17 protein-coding genes and 1 tRNA gene are annotated in these 13,137 nt (G+C 66.3%); 10 read left to right on the top strand and 8 right to left on the bottom strand.

The annotated features are described in order from the left end of the window. Nucleotides 1-82 precede the first annotated feature (82 nt). Nucleotides 83-1,225 (top strand): aromatic ring-hydroxylating dioxygenase subunit alpha, encoded by a 1,143-nt coding sequence (locus tag ACFQPG_RS11425; RefSeq protein ID WP_380813342.1) that lies wholly within the window; start codon nt 83-85, stop codon nt 1,223-1,225. On the opposite strand, the gene ACFQPG_RS11420 is transcribed toward ACFQPG_RS11425, so the two are convergent. Further along, nucleotides 1,222-1,644 (bottom strand): response regulator, encoded by a 423-nt coding sequence (locus ACFQPG_RS11420; RefSeq protein WP_380813339.1) that lies wholly within the window; start codon nt 1,642-1,644, stop codon nt 1,222-1,224. The genes ACFQPG_RS11425 and ACFQPG_RS11420 overlap by 4 nt on opposite strands. A gap of 53 nt (nt 1,645-1,697) precedes the next feature. Here ACFQPG_RS11420 and ACFQPG_RS11415 point away from each other — a divergent pair, with 53 nt between their 5' ends. Both ACFQPG_RS11415 and rsmD read left to right on the top strand, forming a co-directional pair. Further along, nucleotides 1,698-2,483 carry a pseudouridine synthase gene (locus ACFQPG_RS11415; protein WP_380813336.1) on the top strand — a complete coding sequence of 262 codons (786 nt, stop codon included), beginning with the start codon at nt 1,698-1,700 and terminating at the stop codon, nt 2,481-2,483. Next, a complete protein-coding gene (gene rsmD, locus ACFQPG_RS11410; RefSeq protein WP_380813333.1) occupies nt 2,480-3,022 on the top strand; it encodes a 16S rRNA (guanine(966)-N(2))-methyltransferase RsmD in 543 nt (180 codons plus the stop codon). Before ACFQPG_RS11415 ends, rsmD begins: the two co-directional genes overlap by 4 nt. On the opposite strand, the gene ACFQPG_RS11405 is transcribed toward rsmD, so the two are convergent. Next, nucleotides 3,019-3,381, bottom strand: a complete 363-nt coding sequence (locus ACFQPG_RS11405; RefSeq protein ID WP_380813330.1) for a hypothetical protein — start codon at nt 3,379-3,381, stop codon at nt 3,019-3,021. The two genes, rsmD and ACFQPG_RS11405, sit on opposite strands and share 4 nt — an antisense overlap. Before the next feature lie 120 nt (nt 3,382-3,501). Between ACFQPG_RS11405 and ACFQPG_RS11400 the strand changes: the two genes are divergently transcribed. Further along, a complete protein-coding gene (locus ACFQPG_RS11400) occupies nt 3,502-3,882 on the top strand; it encodes a cupredoxin domain-containing protein (protein ID WP_380813327.1) in 381 nt (126 codons plus the stop codon). 11 nt (nt 3,883-3,893) lie between these two features. On the opposite strand, the gene ACFQPG_RS11395 is transcribed toward ACFQPG_RS11400, so the two are convergent. From ACFQPG_RS11395 to rpsA, 5 genes are all read right to left on the bottom strand, one after another. Further along, a complete protein-coding gene (locus ACFQPG_RS11395; protein WP_380813324.1) occupies nt 3,894-4,058 on the bottom strand; it encodes a hypothetical protein in 165 nt (54 codons plus the stop codon). An 82-nt stretch (nt 4,059-4,140) separates the two neighbouring features. After that, nucleotides 4,141-5,751, bottom strand: a complete 1,611-nt coding sequence (locus ACFQPG_RS11390) for a putative bifunctional diguanylate cyclase/phosphodiesterase (protein ID WP_380813321.1) — start codon at nt 5,749-5,751, stop codon at nt 4,141-4,143. 56 nt (nt 5,752-5,807) lie between these two features. Beyond that, a tRNA-Leu gene (locus tag ACFQPG_RS11385) sits at nt 5,808-5,893 on the bottom strand. A 119-nt stretch (nt 5,894-6,012) separates the two neighbouring features. After that, nucleotides 6,013-6,309 carry an integration host factor subunit beta gene (locus ACFQPG_RS11380; protein WP_380813318.1) on the bottom strand — a complete coding sequence of 99 codons (297 nt, stop codon included), beginning with the start codon at nt 6,307-6,309 and terminating at the stop codon, nt 6,013-6,015. 137 nt (nt 6,310-6,446) lie between these two features. After that, nucleotides 6,447-8,153, bottom strand: coding sequence for a 30S ribosomal protein S1 (gene rpsA, locus ACFQPG_RS11375; RefSeq protein ID WP_380813766.1), 1,707 nt, complete (start codon nt 8,151-8,153; stop codon nt 6,447-6,449). A 358-nt stretch (nt 8,154-8,511) separates the two neighbouring features. Between rpsA and ACFQPG_RS11370 the strand changes: the two genes are divergently transcribed. Continuing rightward, the gene (locus ACFQPG_RS11370; RefSeq protein ID WP_380813315.1) at nt 8,512-9,093 is read left to right on the top strand and encodes a DUF308 domain-containing protein; all 582 of its coding nucleotides are present in this window, start codon (nt 8,512-8,514) and stop codon (nt 9,091-9,093) included. Between the two features lie 15 nt (nt 9,094-9,108). Here the strand turns inward: ACFQPG_RS11370 and ACFQPG_RS11365 are convergent, their stop codons facing one another. Then, nucleotides 9,109-10,548, bottom strand: coding sequence for an NAD-dependent succinate-semialdehyde dehydrogenase (locus tag ACFQPG_RS11365; protein ID WP_380813312.1), 1,440 nt, complete (start codon nt 10,546-10,548; stop codon nt 9,109-9,111). A gap of 90 nt (nt 10,549-10,638) precedes the next feature. Here ACFQPG_RS11365 and ACFQPG_RS11360 point away from each other — a divergent pair, with 90 nt between their 5' ends. The 5 genes from ACFQPG_RS11360 (at nt 10,639) to ACFQPG_RS11340 (ending at nt 13,130) form a co-directional block, all read left to right on the top strand. Beyond that, on the top strand, nt 10,639-10,932 hold the full coding sequence (locus tag ACFQPG_RS11360; protein ID WP_380813309.1) for an SCP2 sterol-binding domain-containing protein: 294 nt from the start codon (nt 10,639-10,641) through the stop codon (nt 10,930-10,932). Nucleotides 10,933-11,072: 140 nt separating this feature from the next. Continuing rightward, nucleotides 11,073-11,783, top strand: coding sequence for a CoA transferase subunit A (locus ACFQPG_RS11355; protein ID WP_380813306.1), 711 nt, complete (start codon nt 11,073-11,075; stop codon nt 11,781-11,783). Further along, nucleotides 11,780-12,112, top strand: coding sequence for a DUF5076 domain-containing protein (locus ACFQPG_RS11350; protein ID WP_380813303.1), 333 nt, complete (start codon nt 11,780-11,782; stop codon nt 12,110-12,112). The genes ACFQPG_RS11355 and ACFQPG_RS11350 overlap by 4 nt, the downstream gene beginning before the upstream one ends. A gap of 20 nt (nt 12,113-12,132) precedes the next feature. Next, nucleotides 12,133-12,768, top strand: a complete 636-nt coding sequence (locus tag ACFQPG_RS11345; protein WP_380813763.1) for a 3-oxoacid CoA-transferase subunit B — start codon at nt 12,133-12,135, stop codon at nt 12,766-12,768. Nucleotides 12,769-12,899: 131 nt separating this feature from the next. Continuing rightward, entirely contained in the window at nt 12,900-13,130 is a 231-nt protein-coding gene (locus ACFQPG_RS11340) for a hypothetical protein (RefSeq protein ID WP_380813300.1), read from the top strand. Nucleotides 13,131-13,137 lie beyond the last annotated feature (7 nt).

Here is a 13,137-nt window from a genome sequence, read left to right as displayed (position 1 = left end):
TCGGTCGCCCTGCTTAGCAGCGCTGCGACGGCTGACCAGAGGGTGCTTGTCAGCCAGCCGCAACAGGCGCACCATCGCCCTCATGGACGCACCGGTCCGATCGGCCAGGCCAACTCCTGGCCAGCAGGCACTCGCCGAAGCCTTGGCGCGGGGCGAAGCAGCGCTGGGCAAGCGGGTCGAGCGGGTCTCCGCCGACGTTTACCTTGACGCGCGCCGTTTCGAGCGGGAGCAGGAGCGGCTGTTCGGTCGGCTGCCGCTGCTGCTCGGCCCGTCGGCGCTGCTGCCGGCGGCGAACCGGGCGGTGGCTCACGACGGCTACGAGGTGCCGCTGATCGTCAGCCGCGATGGTGACGGCCGGGTGCATGTGCTGGCGAACGTCTGCCGGCATCGCGGCACCCGGCTGCTGGAGGGCGGCGAGGTGGTGCCTGCCTTGCGGATCGTCTGCCCGTATCACGCCTGGACGTACAAGCCGGACGGCCGCCTGCTGGCCCTGCCGCGAGCCGAATGCTTCCCGTGGCTCGACAAGGCGGACTATGCCTTGACCCGTTTCCCGGTGGTCGAGAGCGGCGGCCTGATCTGGTTCGGCCGGTCGGCGGAGACCGACTTCGCGCCGGTGGAAGCCTTGAGCGAGGACATGGATGCGTTCGGCCTGGCCGGCCTGCACCTCTACCGCCGGCACGCCCACGCGGTGGCGGCCAACTGGAAGCTGGTGATCGACGCCTTCCTGGAGAGCTACCACGTCCAGCGGCTCCACGCCGCCACCATCGCTCCCTTTTTCGCCGACGGGATCACCGTTGCCGACCGGATCGGCCCGCACCAGCGGGCGGCGGTCGGCCGGGCGGACTATCTCGCCGCGATGGACCGCAGCGACTGGGCGGCGCTTCGGCGGGCGGTGACCTATACCTACCACCTGTTCCCCAATGCCGTCGTCGTGGTCAGCCCCGACTACATCAACCTGCTGATCTGTCTGCCGCAGTCGGTCGAGCAAACGCTGGTCGAGGACGTCATGCTGATCCCGGAAGCGCCGGCCACCCCCCAGGCGGAGGAGCATTGGCGCAGGAGCTGGGAGCTGCTCGACGAGGGCACGTTCGGCGGAGAGGACTTCCGCGCTGCGGCGCTGTGCCACCAGGGGCTGGCCTCCGGCCTTGTCGAGGAGGTGACGCTCGGCCTGCTGGAAAGCGGCATCGCCCAGTTCCACGCGCTGGTCGACCAGGCGCTCGCCTAGGCGGAGTAGAAGACCAGCCCTTCGGGCGGGTCGGCCAACTTGCCCGCGAGATGCCGGTCGATGGCTTTCAGGGCCGCTTTCAGCGCCCGCTCGTTGTACGGCTTCAGCAGGTGGCCGATCGCCAGTTCCTCGGCGCCTGCGGGAGGATGGGCGGTCACGAACAGGACGGGCACGCCGCGCCGCTTGGCTTCGCGCGCCAGGTCGACGCCGCTGCGTTCGCCGGTCAGCAAGATGTCGCTGAGGATCAGGTCGACCTCGCTCTCGTCCAGTTGGGCGACCGCGTCGGCGTAGCGGTCGACGGTGGCGACCACCTCATAGCCCGCATCGGCGATCATGGTTTCATTGTCGAAGGCGACCAACGGCTCGTCTTCCACCACCAAGATGCGCTTGACGATCCTGGTGCGCTTGCCGAACAGCATTTGAGACCCTCGAAAGGAAAAGAGTTTTGCCGCAACGAACGACGCGACCGTCCGTGCCGCGAGCCACGCGCGGCAAAGGCCCGGCAGCGCCGCGCAGTGGCCCCCCTGCAACGCGCGACAGCGGCCCACAACGCATTGCCAAGCTGCTCGGCCGGGCGGGCATCGCCTCGCGCCGCGACATCGAGCGGATGATCGCCGACGGGCGGATCGCGCTGAACGGCGAGGTGCTGACAACCCCGGCGACCCTGCTCGAGACCCTCGCTGGTGTGACCGTGGACGGCAAGCCGGTGAAGCCGCCGGCGGCCGCGCGGCTGTGGCGCTTCTACAAGCCGCCGACCACCCTGACCGCCGCCAACGATCCCAAGGGTCGGCCGACCATCTACGACCGGCTGCCCGAGGGTCTCCCCCGGGTGATGCCGGTCGGGCGCCTCGATTTCATGACCGAAGGACTGCTGCTGCTGACGAACGACGGTGAGCTCAAGCGGCAGCTGGAGCTGCCCAGCACAGGCGTCGTCCGCCACTATCGGGCTCGAGCGTTCGGTGAAGTCAGGCAGGCGCAGCTGGAGGACCTGTCCGAAGGGGTGACGATTGAAGGTGTGCGCTACGGCTCGATCGACGCCAACCTGGAGCGGCGAACCGGACGGAACTGCTGGATCGAGATGAGCCTCACCGAAGGCAAGAACCGCGAGGTTCGGCGGGTGCTCGCCTACCTCGGGCTGCAGGTGTCCCGCCTGATCCGCACGTCCTACGGTCCGTTCACCGTCGAAGGGCTGGACATCGGCCAGGTCGCGGAAGTCCCGCGCGAGCAGCTGTTCCAGTTCCGCCGCACCCTCAAATGAGGATCATCGCCGGCGAGTGGCGCGGGCGCAAGCTGGCCGCCCCGCACGGGCTGTCCACCCGCCCGACGGCGGACCGCACGCGCGAGACCTTGTTCTCCATGCTGGCGAGCCGCCTCGGCAGTTTCGACGGATTGACGGTGGCCGACCTGTTCGCGGGCAGCGGGGCACTGGGCTTAGAGGCGCTGTCCCGGGGCGCTGCCCACGCCACGTTCGTCGAGACCGATTCCGCCGCGCGGCGGACGATCGAAGCGAATGCGGCCGCCTTCCGAGCGCAGGAGCGGATCTCGATCCGCGCCCATTCGGCCACCGCGCTGCCGTCGGGAAGGCTGTTCGACCTGATCCTGGCCGATCCGCCATATGGTGCCGGCGCAGGATCGCAGCTGGTGCGCGCCATCGCAGCCACCGGCTGGCTTGCGCCGGGGGGCTGGCTGGCGATCGAGACCGCGCGCGGGGACGCGGTTGATCCCGCGGACTATGTGCTGGACGCCGAACGCGACACCGGTCGCGCACGGCTGACCTTACTAAGGCGCGGGTCCTAGGCCTTTGCGTTCTGCTTGCTAGCGTCCGCCGCCGCGAATTCCTTGAGCAGCCGGGCACCGATTGCCGCCGCCGCAGCCTTGCCTGCCGACTTGACGGCATTGGCCGACTTCACCGCCGCAGGATCGGCCTTGCCGCTTTCCGCGATGGCGGCAACTGCAGCCAAGGCGCCCACCGCCAGAAGGTCGCCGACGAGCGGATGTTCGGCCAGCTTCGCCAGCGTTTCCAGCCCGCCATGATGTTTGTCAGACACGTCCTTTTTCTTCTTCTTGGACGCTTTCACAGGTTGGGGACCTGCGATCAGCTCGACGGCCTCGGCCTTCTTGGCCGATTTCTTGCCGCTCTTCTTGTCCTTTGCCACGCGCCCCTCCGTTTGTTCACTACGTCTCATATCGGAGGCAGCGGCCCGGGGTGCAAGCTTGGCCGCTCTCGTTAGATCCGCCGATGTGCTAGACTGAAGGTGGAGTCACAGGAGGGTGCCATGACCCGCATTCGTCTTGCCGCCGCTGCACTATTCGCTGCCTTACCGGGCGTTGCCCAGAGCAGCCAGGCCGCTCCAGCCACGGTCACCGTCAACCTGTCCAGCTACCGCTTCGACCCGTCGCCGCTCGTGCTCCAGGCCGACCGGCCGGTGCGCATGACGTTCGTGAACCAGGGCGGCCGGTCGCATGACTTCACCGCCCGGGAATTCTTCCAGGCGTCGCGCATCGTGGGCGGCAAGGTCTCGGACGGGAAAGTCGACCTGAAGGGTGGACAGCAGGCAGTGGTGGAACTGGTCCCGCAGCGTGGGACCTACCGGGTCCACTGCGGCAAGTTTCTCCACTCGGGCTTCGGCATGAAGGGAATCATCGTAGTCCAATAAGCCCGTGGGGCTCAGGCAATGAACAGGCTGACGAACAGGAAACCCGCGGCGAAGGTCGCGGAAAACAGCCGCAGATCGCTCCTTAGGCTGCTTCCCTCCGGGGAAATCGCGACGATACCCGCGCGGCGCCGCTCGAGGCGGATCGGAGGTTCGGCGACAATTGTGGTCGACGGCATGGCGAAACCTTAAAGCGTTTTTTACCACGCTCAAGAACTCCGCGGCTCAAGGCCGGGTCCACGTGTCCGCAAACGGGACAGGTCAGGCGGTGCGGCGCTCCGTCAGGGGCAAAGGCTGACGCGCGCGCAGCAGTTCCTCGGCCTTGTCGCCGTTCATCGCCTTGCCGAAATACCAGCCCTGCGCATGGGCCGCGCCCATCGCCAGCACCGCGGCAAGGGTTGGCGCGTCTTCGATTCCCTCGACCGTGACGGGCACCGACAAGGCATGCCCCATGGTCGTCACGGCTTTGACGATGGCGGCGCTTTCCCGGTCCTTGTGCAGGTTGGCGACGAAGCTCCGGTCGATCTTGATTGCGTCCAGCGGAAGCGCGCGCAGGTGGGACAGCGACGAGAAACCTGTCCCGAAGTCGTCGAGCGCTAGGCGGATGCCCTGGTTCTTGAGACTGTCAACAATGGTTCGCGCCATGTCCATGTCGGCGAACAGTGAGCTTTCGGTGATCTCGATGACCAGCCGGTCGGCCGGAAACCCGGTCTCGGTCAGCAGCCGCACGATTTTCTGCGCCAGCCACGCATCGCCAAGCTGGGACGGGGAGAAGTTGACGGACAGGGAGATGCAAGGGTCCCAGTCGCGGGCGCGGCCAAGCGCTGCGGCCATGATGCTGGTCGACAATTCGTCGATCAGGCCGATCTCCTCGGCGACCGGGATGAACAGGTCGGGACCGATCGCGCCGTGGGTCGGATGGTCCCAGCGAGCCAGCACCTCGAAGCCGATGATCTGGCCGGTGCGCAGATCGACCTGGGGTTCGAAGAAGGGCACGAACTGGCCGAGCTCCAGGCCGATGCGGATCGCCTGCTCCAGCTCACCACGGGCGATCAGTTCCTGCTCCATGCCGGCGTCGAACCAAACCGCCCGCGCCGCCCTCGACCCGCTGGCGTGTTCCAGTGCGATGTCGGCCCGACGCAGGCCGTCCCCGATCACCGCTTGCTGGTCCGCCGACTGGCTGGAGATCCCGGCGAAGGCCCCGACCTGGGTGATCCGATCATCGATCGCATAGGGCCTGCTGACGATCTTGAGCATGGCTTCGGCAAGCGCGGCAACCGCTTGCTGCTCACCGCGAGGGTGCGGCATGGCGAGTGCGAATTCGTCGGCCCCAAGTCGCGCCAGCACCGCCCCCGGGGGCACAATCTCGTTCAGGCCATTGGCGATCAGCCGCAGGAGCTCGTCGCCGCAGTCATGGCCGTGGCGGTCGTTGACCGTCTTGAATCGATGCATCTGAAGCGAAACGACGGCCACGGCCTGTCCCACCGACTTCGCCCGCGCCAGCACGGCCTGGGCCCGGTCGGCAAACCCCTTCCGATTGGCCAGTCCGGTGGTGGGATCGGTGACGGCCATGATCGCGGCACGCCGCTCGCCGTCCGCCCGCAGCTCCGCTTCATGGTGCAGATCAACGTAGCGCCGCCACCCGAACAGGAGCAGCGCAACGTTCAGCACGAGCGCTCCGGCCGCAATCTTCACGGTCACGGTGACGGCTGGCGGCAGGCCGGTGACGACTTGCTGAAGCAGGCTGCTGCCGTTCCAGATCAGCATGCCCAGCGCGGCGACGACAATCAGGATGACTCCCAACTCACGCCGCGCCGCAGCCGTGCGCGAACTGTCGTAATCATCGGGAGCGAGGGCGCGGCGAAACGTCACCTCGCGGGCATAACGTGCGTTTATTTAACAAATTGCTCCGCGTCGGAACATTCTCTTGGTGCGGACGGCGGGACTTGAACCCGCACTCCCGTTCGGAAAGCCGATTTTAAGTCGGCTGCGTCTACCATTCCGCCACGTCCGCCCCGATTGGCTGTGTTGGACAGTGTACACGCGCGGTCAAGCGCCGGCCCCGCCAACGCCGTGATGAGGAAGTGGCGCGCAAGCTCGCTGGGATCCCGGCTACCACCGGGATGACGGTGATTACTCGGCCGTCACTTCATGCAGGTTCAGCCGCTCGCGCATTTCCTTGCCCGGCTTGAAGTAGGGCACGCGCTTGGCGTCGACGTCGACCGAGGCACCGGTCCGCGGGTTGCGCCCTACCCGGGCGTCGCGCTGACGGGTGGAAAAAGCCCCGAAGCCGCGAAGCTCGACCCGGCCTCCATCGGCCAGCTGCTCGGTGATTGCGTCGAACAAGGCCGACACCACCCCTTCGACCTCGCGCTGGGTCAGGTCGGGAAAATCGTTGCACAGCTTTTGAACGAGCTCAGACCGGATCATGTTGTCCCCGCAGTCTTGACGCCGGGCGCCCCCGCACCCCGCGTCGGTGTTCATGCTGTCAGAACTCACTTGCGCGCGCAAGTGAGTGGTCCGACAGAAGAAGGGCGCGGCAGGTCTCCCCGCCACGCCCCTGCTCCTTACTTCTTTTGCGCCTGCTTCAGCGCCTCGCCGAGAATGTCGCCGAGCGACGCCCCCGAGTCGGAGCTGCCATACTGGGCAACCGCCTGCTTCTCTTCCGAGATCTGCAGCGCCTTGATCGAGAAGGTCGGCTTCTTGGACCGGTCGAAGCCGGTGACCATCGCGTCGAACTTCTGGCCCACCTGGAACCGCTCCGGACGCTGCTCGTCGCGGTCGCGCCCAAGGTCGGTGCGCTTGATGAAGCCGGTCGCGCCATCGTCGCCGATCTGCACTTCCAGGCCGCCATCGCGGATTTCCAGAACGGTGACGGTGACCGTCTCGCCCTTGTTCGCGCCGGTGCCGGTGCCGCCGCCGACCGCGACTCCGCCGCGCTCGAGCTGCTTCATGCCCAGGCTGATGCGCTCCTTCTCGACGTCGACGTCGAGGACCACGGCCTGCACCGTTTCACCCTTGTGGTGAAGCGCCAGCGCTTCCTCGCCCGACACGCCCCAAGCGATGTCCGACATGTGGACCATCCCGTCGACGTCGCCATCGAGGCCGATGAACAGGCCGAACTCGGTCGAATTCTTGACCTCGCCCTCGACCTGGCTGCCGACAGGATGCTTCTCGGCGAAGTCCGACCACGGGTTGGACTGCGCCTGCTTCAGGCCGAGCGAGATGCGCCGCTTTTCCTCGTCGACCTCGAGGATCTTGACGTCGACTTCCTGGCTGGTGCTGACGATCTTGCCCGGGTGGACGTTCTTCTTGGTCCAGCTCATCTCCGAGACGTGGACGAGGCCTTCGATGCCCGGCTCCAGCTCGACGAAGGCGCCATATTCGGTGATGTTCGTGACGCGGCCCTTGAACGTACCCTCGATCGGATACTTGGCGGCGGCACCTTCCCACGGATCGCTTTCCAGCTGCTTCATGCCGAGGCTGATGCGCTGGGTCTCGCGGTTGATGCGGATGATCTGCACCTTCACCGTGTCGCCGATGTTGATCAGCTCCGAAGGGTGGTTGACGCGCTTGTAGCTGACGTCGGTGACGTGCAGCAGGCCGTCGATGCCGCCAAGGTCGACGAACGCACCATAGTCGGTGATGTTCTTGACCACGCCCTCGATGACCTGACCCTCGGCCAGGCTCTGGATGAGGCCGGAGCGCTGCTCGGCGCGGGTTTCCTCAAGGATGGCGCGGCGCGAGACGACGATGTTGCCGCGGCGGCGATCCATCTTCAGGATCTGGAACGGCTGCGGAATGTCCATCAGAGGCTGGACGTCGCGGACCGGGCGGATGTCCACCTGGCTGCCCGGCAGGAACGCCACGGCGCCGCCGAGGTCGACCGTGAAGCCGCCCTTCACGCGACCGAAGATCACGCCCTCGACGCGGTTGCCGGCGGAGAATTCGGTTTCCAGCAGGTCCCACGCGGCTTCGCGGCGGGCGCGGTCGCGCGACAACATGGCCTCGCCGTTGTGGTTCTCGACCCGGTCGACATAGACTTCGACCACGTCGCCGACCTTGAGTTCGGCCTTCTGCCCCGGAGCCGCGAATTCGCGCAGCGGGACCCGTCCTTCCGACTTCAGGCCGACGTCGATGACGGCCAGGTCGTTCTCGATCCCCGTGACGGTGCCCTTGACCACGCGGCCTTCAAAGGCCTCGTTCTCACCGCCGAGGGAGTCGTTGAGGAGAGCCGCGAAGTCGTCGCGGGACGGAAATGCCGTAGTGGCCATAAGGTCGTTGTCTTCCTGTGTCTTCGTTTCAAGTGCCGCCAGCCGGACCACCTGTGGTCGGCTTTCCATCTGGCGGGCCTGGTGAAACCATGCCTGCCCCGCCGGCCCCATGCCGGAGAGACATCCCACGGCGCACACCGCGCGAGGCAAACCCCCTTCATGCAAAAACAGCGCGTGCAGCACGGCGCCTCTCGGTCGACCGGACTCCACACGCACGCCAGATGACGAGCTTGCCCGCGACGCTTGCACGCTCGCCGGACGGGCGCGCCTATACTGGAGAGAGGGCCGGAGAGCAAGGCGAGAGAGGGCCGGCCGGTCCGGCTTGGCCCTGCCGCGCGTCCTCTGCTATCCAGCCGCGGTGACCGAGACCCAGGCCATTCGGGAGCCCCGCCCCCGCCGTTACCACGCCATGCTGACGGCCGCGTGGGTGATCATCCTGCTTGCGGGCGGGGCGGCGTTGCTTCCGCTGCTCGAACGGACTTCCGGGGCGCGCCTGGTCGGCGCGCTGCTGCTCGCTGCGGGAGTGGCCGAGTTGATGGCCGGCACTCTTCGGAAATCCGCGCGCGTTGCGACAATGATGGCGGGAGCGGTGACCATGGTGGCGGGCGTGCTGTTCCTGCTGCGGCCCGAGACCAAGTTCCTGCCGACCCTGTATGTCATCACCGCCTGGCTGCTGATCCGGAGCCTCGCCAACATCGCCGCCGCGGTGATGGCGACGGGATCGACCCGCCGCTGGAGCTTCGTGTCCGGCCTCACCGACCTGCTGCTCGGCCTGCTGTCGCTCGCCGGCCTGTCCGCTTACACGCTTGTGGTGACCCTTTTCGGCCCGACGCCGCAGGTGATCGCCAACTTCGCCTGGTTCCTGGCGGTCAGCTTCGTCACCACCGGCATCTACCTCCTGGAAGTCGGCAACTGCGAGCGCGAGGCGGCGGGAGCCTAGCCTCTCTCCCCTGACTCAGGCCTGGTGGATGGCCTTGGTCACTTGATAGCTCTGCAGGCCCTCGATCCCTCCCTCTGAGCCGAAGCCGGAATCCTTGACCCCGCCGAACGGGGCGTCGGCGACGGAGATGGCAAAGGTGTTGATCCCCACCATCCCGCTTTCGACCAGGTCGCCGATGAGGTTCGCGCGACGGCCGTTCTCCGTGAAGGCGAAGGCGGCAAGGCCGAACGGCAGGCGATTGGCCTGCTCGATCACTTCGTCGAACGTGTCAAAGGCGCGCGTCACCGCGACCGGTCCGAACGGCTCCTCGTTCATGATCGCGGCCTCGTTTGGAACATCGGCCAGCAGCGTCGGCTGGAAGAAGAAGCCGCTTGGCCCTCGCTCACCGCCTGCGAGCACCCTGGCCCCCTTCGCACGCGCATCCTCTACCATCGTGCCGATCGCGTCCGGGCGCCGCGCGTTGGCGAGCGGCCCCATCCGGGTGTCGGCGTCGAGGCCATTGCCGACCTTCACTTGGGCCGTGCGTTCGGCGAAACCCTTGAGAAAGGCATCGTAGATGCCGCGCTGTACGTAGAAGCGCGTCGGGGACACGCACACCTGACCCGCGTTCCGGAATTTCTGCGGCACGACCATGTCCAGCGTCTTTTCCAGGTCGCAGTCGTCGAAGATCAGCACTGGCGCATGCCCGCCAAGCTCCATCGTGATCCGCTTCATCCCGTCGGCAGCGAGCTTCATGAGATGCTTGCCGACCCCAGTCGAGCCGGTGAAGCTGATCTTGCGGATTTCCTTGCTGCCGATGAGCGTGCGGCTGACAAGGTCGGCATCGCCGTGGACGAGCTGCGCCACACCGTTGGGGATGCCCGCGTCAGCCAGTGCGCGGAACAGTTCGGTGGTGCAGCCGGGGGTTTCGTGCGGAGGCCGCGAGATGACGGTGCAGCCCGCGGCGAGCGCGGCCGAGACCTTCTTGGCCAGCAGGTAGATGGGGAAGTTCCACGGCGTAAAGGTCGCGGTCGGACCGACCGGCTGGCGGATCACCCGCGACAGCTGCCCGGCAGGACGCACCAGGGTGCGGCCGTAGTCGCGCTTGATCTCCTCGGCGTACCAGTCGAACAGCTGGGCCGAGCCGACCACCTCGGCGCGGGCCTCGGCGACGACCTTGCCCTGCTCCTGCGTGAGGATTGCAGCGATGGCGTCGGCCCGTTCGCGCATCAGCTGGGCGGCCTTGCGCAGGATCGCGCCGCGCTTCTCGACGTCGGTCGCCCGCCATTCCGGCCACGCCCGGTCGGAAGCGGCGAGCGCCTCCTCCAAGTCGGCCGTGGTGGCGTAGGGCACCTCGGCGATCGTCCCACCATCGACCGGGTTGACCACCTGGTGCGCCTCGCGGCCTTCGCCGCTCCTCCAGGCACCATCGATGAACAGGGAGAGGTCGGCGTTGTAGCGAGTCTGTGCGTCCATGAGCGCGGCTCTACTCCCACCGCCCTTGCCCGCCAAGCGCCGGCCCGCTAGCTCGCTTACTGACATTCATGTTCTCAAAGGGAGTTTGCCATGACCAAGCAGGAACTCGTCGCCAAGATGCAGGAAAAGCAGGCTTGGGTGCCGGGCAAGCGGATCAAGCTCGTCATGGACGAAGGTGCGATCCTGCTGGACGGCCAGGCAAACCAGGTCAGCGAGGAAGATGGCGCGGCCGACACGACACTCAAGGCGACCACCGCCGATTGGGACGCGATGGTCGGCGGACAGCTCGACGGGATGACCGCTTTCATGACCGGCAAGCTCAAGGTCGAAGGCGACATGTCGAACGCGATGCAGCTGCAGGGCGTGATGGCCAAGCTGCGCTAAGCACCGTCATTGCGAGGAGCGCAGCGACGCGCCAATCTAGCTCCTTTTTGAAGGTGACTGGATTGCTTCGCTGCGCTCGCAATGACGAAGTTGAAGCGCTTTTCAACTTCGCCTAACCGCCTTCTCAAGCAGGAGGGCACATGGCCAAGAAAATCTACCCTGACGCCGCGGCGGCTCTCGACGGGCTGCTCCACGACGGCATGACCATCGCCGCGGGCGGGTTCGGCCTGTGCGGCATCCCCGAGCGGCTGATCGACGCGATCGTCGCCAGCGGGGTCAAGGACCTCACCATCGCCTCCAACAATGCCGGCATCGACAATGAAGGCCTCGGCAAGCTGTTGCGCACCCGGCAGGTAGGCAAGATGATCTCGTCCTACGTCGGCGAGAACAAGGAGTTCGAGCGGCAGTTCCTCGCCGGCGAGCTGGAGGTCGAGTTCTGCCCGCAGGGGACACTGGCGGAGCGGATGCGCGCGGGCGGGGCCGGCATTCCGGGCTTCTACACCAAGACCGGCGTCGGCACGAAGGTAGCCGAGGGCAAGGAAGTGAAGAGCTTCGAAGGCGAGGAGTATATCCTCGAACGCGGCATTCGCGCCGACCTCGCCATCATCAAGGGATGGAAGGCCGACGAGAGCGGCAACCTCATCTTCCGCAAGACCGCCCGCAACTTCAACCAGCCGGCCGCCACCTGCGGCAGGATCTGCGTTGCGGAGGTGGAGGAGATCGTCCCTGTCGGCAGCCTTGATCCGGATTGTATCCACCTGCCGTCGATCTACGTGAAGCGCCTCATCCTCGGCGCGCCCTACGACAAGAAGATCGAGTTCGTGACGACGCGCGTGCGGGAGGCGGTATGACTAGCCAAAGCTATACCGGCATCGGTAATGGAGCGATCAACGTGGCCAGCCAGCGTGAGGCGCTTGCCGACAGCACCGAGATCGCACGGTTGTGGGTCGAGGATGGTGGCCCGGGAACGTTTTTCATCAACGCCCACAAAATGCCCGAGCCCGAGATGTTCGGGATGATGATGGCCGATGCGATCCGGCACGGTGCGCGGGCCTATGCCCACGCGCTCGAAATTTCGGAAGCCGAGGCCGAAGCGATGATCTGGCAGGGCCTCGACGAGGAGCGCGCCGGTGACGGCGACAACATGACCACGATTGACCCCGGCGACAGGATTTCATGATGGCAACCCAAGCTGCGCCCCTGGGCTGGACCCGCAACCAGATGGCCGCGCGTGCCGCGAAGGAGCTGCGCGACGGTTATTACGTCAATCTCGGCATCGGCATCCCGACACTCGTTGCAAACAACATTCCGGAAGGGATGGAAGTCACGCTTCAGTCCGAGAACGGCATGCTCGGGATCGGGCCGTTCCCGTATGACGATGAGGTCGACGCCGACCTGATCAACGCCGGAAAGCAGACGATCAGCCAGTTGCCCTCGTCGAGCTATTTCAGCTCGTCGGACAGCTTCGCGATGATCCGCGGCGGGCATATCGACCTGACCGTGCTCGGCGCGATGGAGGTCAGCGAAGGCGGCGACATCGCCAACTGGATGATTCCGGGCAAGATGATCAAGGGCATGGGCGGCGCTATGGACCTGGTCGCAGGCGTCAAGCGGATCATCGTGGTAATGGAGCATAACGCCAAGGACGGCAGCCCCAAGTTCATCCCCGAATGCACGCTTCCGCTAACCGGCAAGAACGTCGTCGACATGATCGTCACCGATCTGGCCGTGTTCAGCCGCGAGGACCACAACGCGCCCTTCAAGCTGATCGAACTGGCACCCGGCGTGACCCGCGACGAGGTGCGAGAGAAGACCACGGCGAACTACGTGGAGTGACCAACGAGACCGCTCATGCTGAGGAACCGCTGAGCCCTGAGCGAAGGCGCAGGGGGCGTCAAAGGGCTCAGTCCCTCCTCAGCATCAGCGGATTTTGGCTGCTCGCCGCCTGCTCGTCCCCCTCACCCACCGTGATCGACGGCTCCTCTCCTGAAACCTTCGCTCGCTCGACCAGCGTCGCCCGGCAGGAGCTTCCCGTGGCCGACCGGCTCGACTTCGACCGGGCGATCGCCACCGTCGGCGCACGGCGGATGGCTCGTAGCGACGCCCAGGCCATGGCGCGGGCGACGTTCGAGGGAATGACTGCGGAAGAAGTGGTCGCGGACTACCGGTGGCGGGAAGCTTCGTCACCCCGGCCTTGAGCCCTGG

The sequence above is a fragment of the Sphingomonas sp. GCM10030256 genome (assembly GCF_042666415.1).
Taxonomy (GTDB): domain Bacteria; phylum Pseudomonadota; class Alphaproteobacteria; order Sphingomonadales; family Sphingomonadaceae; genus Sphingomicrobium.
The sequence above is the reverse complement of the archived record's forward strand: the minus strand, read 5'-3'. Positions and strand labels throughout refer to the sequence as shown.

Coding starts and splice junctions, on each gene's coding strand:
- ACFQPG_RS11425 (WP_380813342.1), top strand. CDS start 83: ATGGACGCACCGGTCCGATCGGCCAGGCCAACTCCTGGCCAGCAGGCA.
- ACFQPG_RS11420 (WP_380813339.1), bottom strand. CDS start 1,644: ATGCTGTTCGGCAAGCGCACCAGGATCGTCAAGCGCATCTTGGTGGTG.
- rsmD (WP_380813333.1), top strand. CDS start 2,480: ATGAGGATCATCGCCGGCGAGTGGCGCGGGCGCAAGCTGGCCGCCCCG.
- ACFQPG_RS11400 (WP_380813327.1), top strand. CDS start 3,502: ATGACCCGCATTCGTCTTGCCGCCGCTGCACTATTCGCTGCCTTACCG.
- ACFQPG_RS11395 (WP_380813324.1), bottom strand. CDS start 4,058: ATGCCGTCGACCACAATTGTCGCCGAACCTCCGATCCGCCTCGAGCGG.
- ACFQPG_RS11380 (WP_380813318.1), bottom strand. CDS start 6,309: ATGATCCGGTCTGAGCTCGTTCAAAAGCTGTGCAACGATTTTCCCGAC.
- rpsA (WP_380813766.1), bottom strand. CDS start 8,153: ATGGCCACTACGGCATTTCCGTCCCGCGACGACTTCGCGGCTCTCCTC.
- ACFQPG_RS11365 (WP_380813312.1), bottom strand. CDS start 10,548: ATGGACGCACAGACTCGCTACAACGCCGACCTCTCCCTGTTCATCGAT.
- ACFQPG_RS11360 (WP_380813309.1), top strand. CDS start 10,639: ATGACCAAGCAGGAACTCGTCGCCAAGATGCAGGAAAAGCAGGCTTGG.
- ACFQPG_RS11355 (WP_380813306.1), top strand. CDS start 11,073: ATGGCCAAGAAAATCTACCCTGACGCCGCGGCGGCTCTCGACGGGCTG.
- ACFQPG_RS11350 (WP_380813303.1), top strand. CDS start 11,780: ATGACTAGCCAAAGCTATACCGGCATCGGTAATGGAGCGATCAACGTG.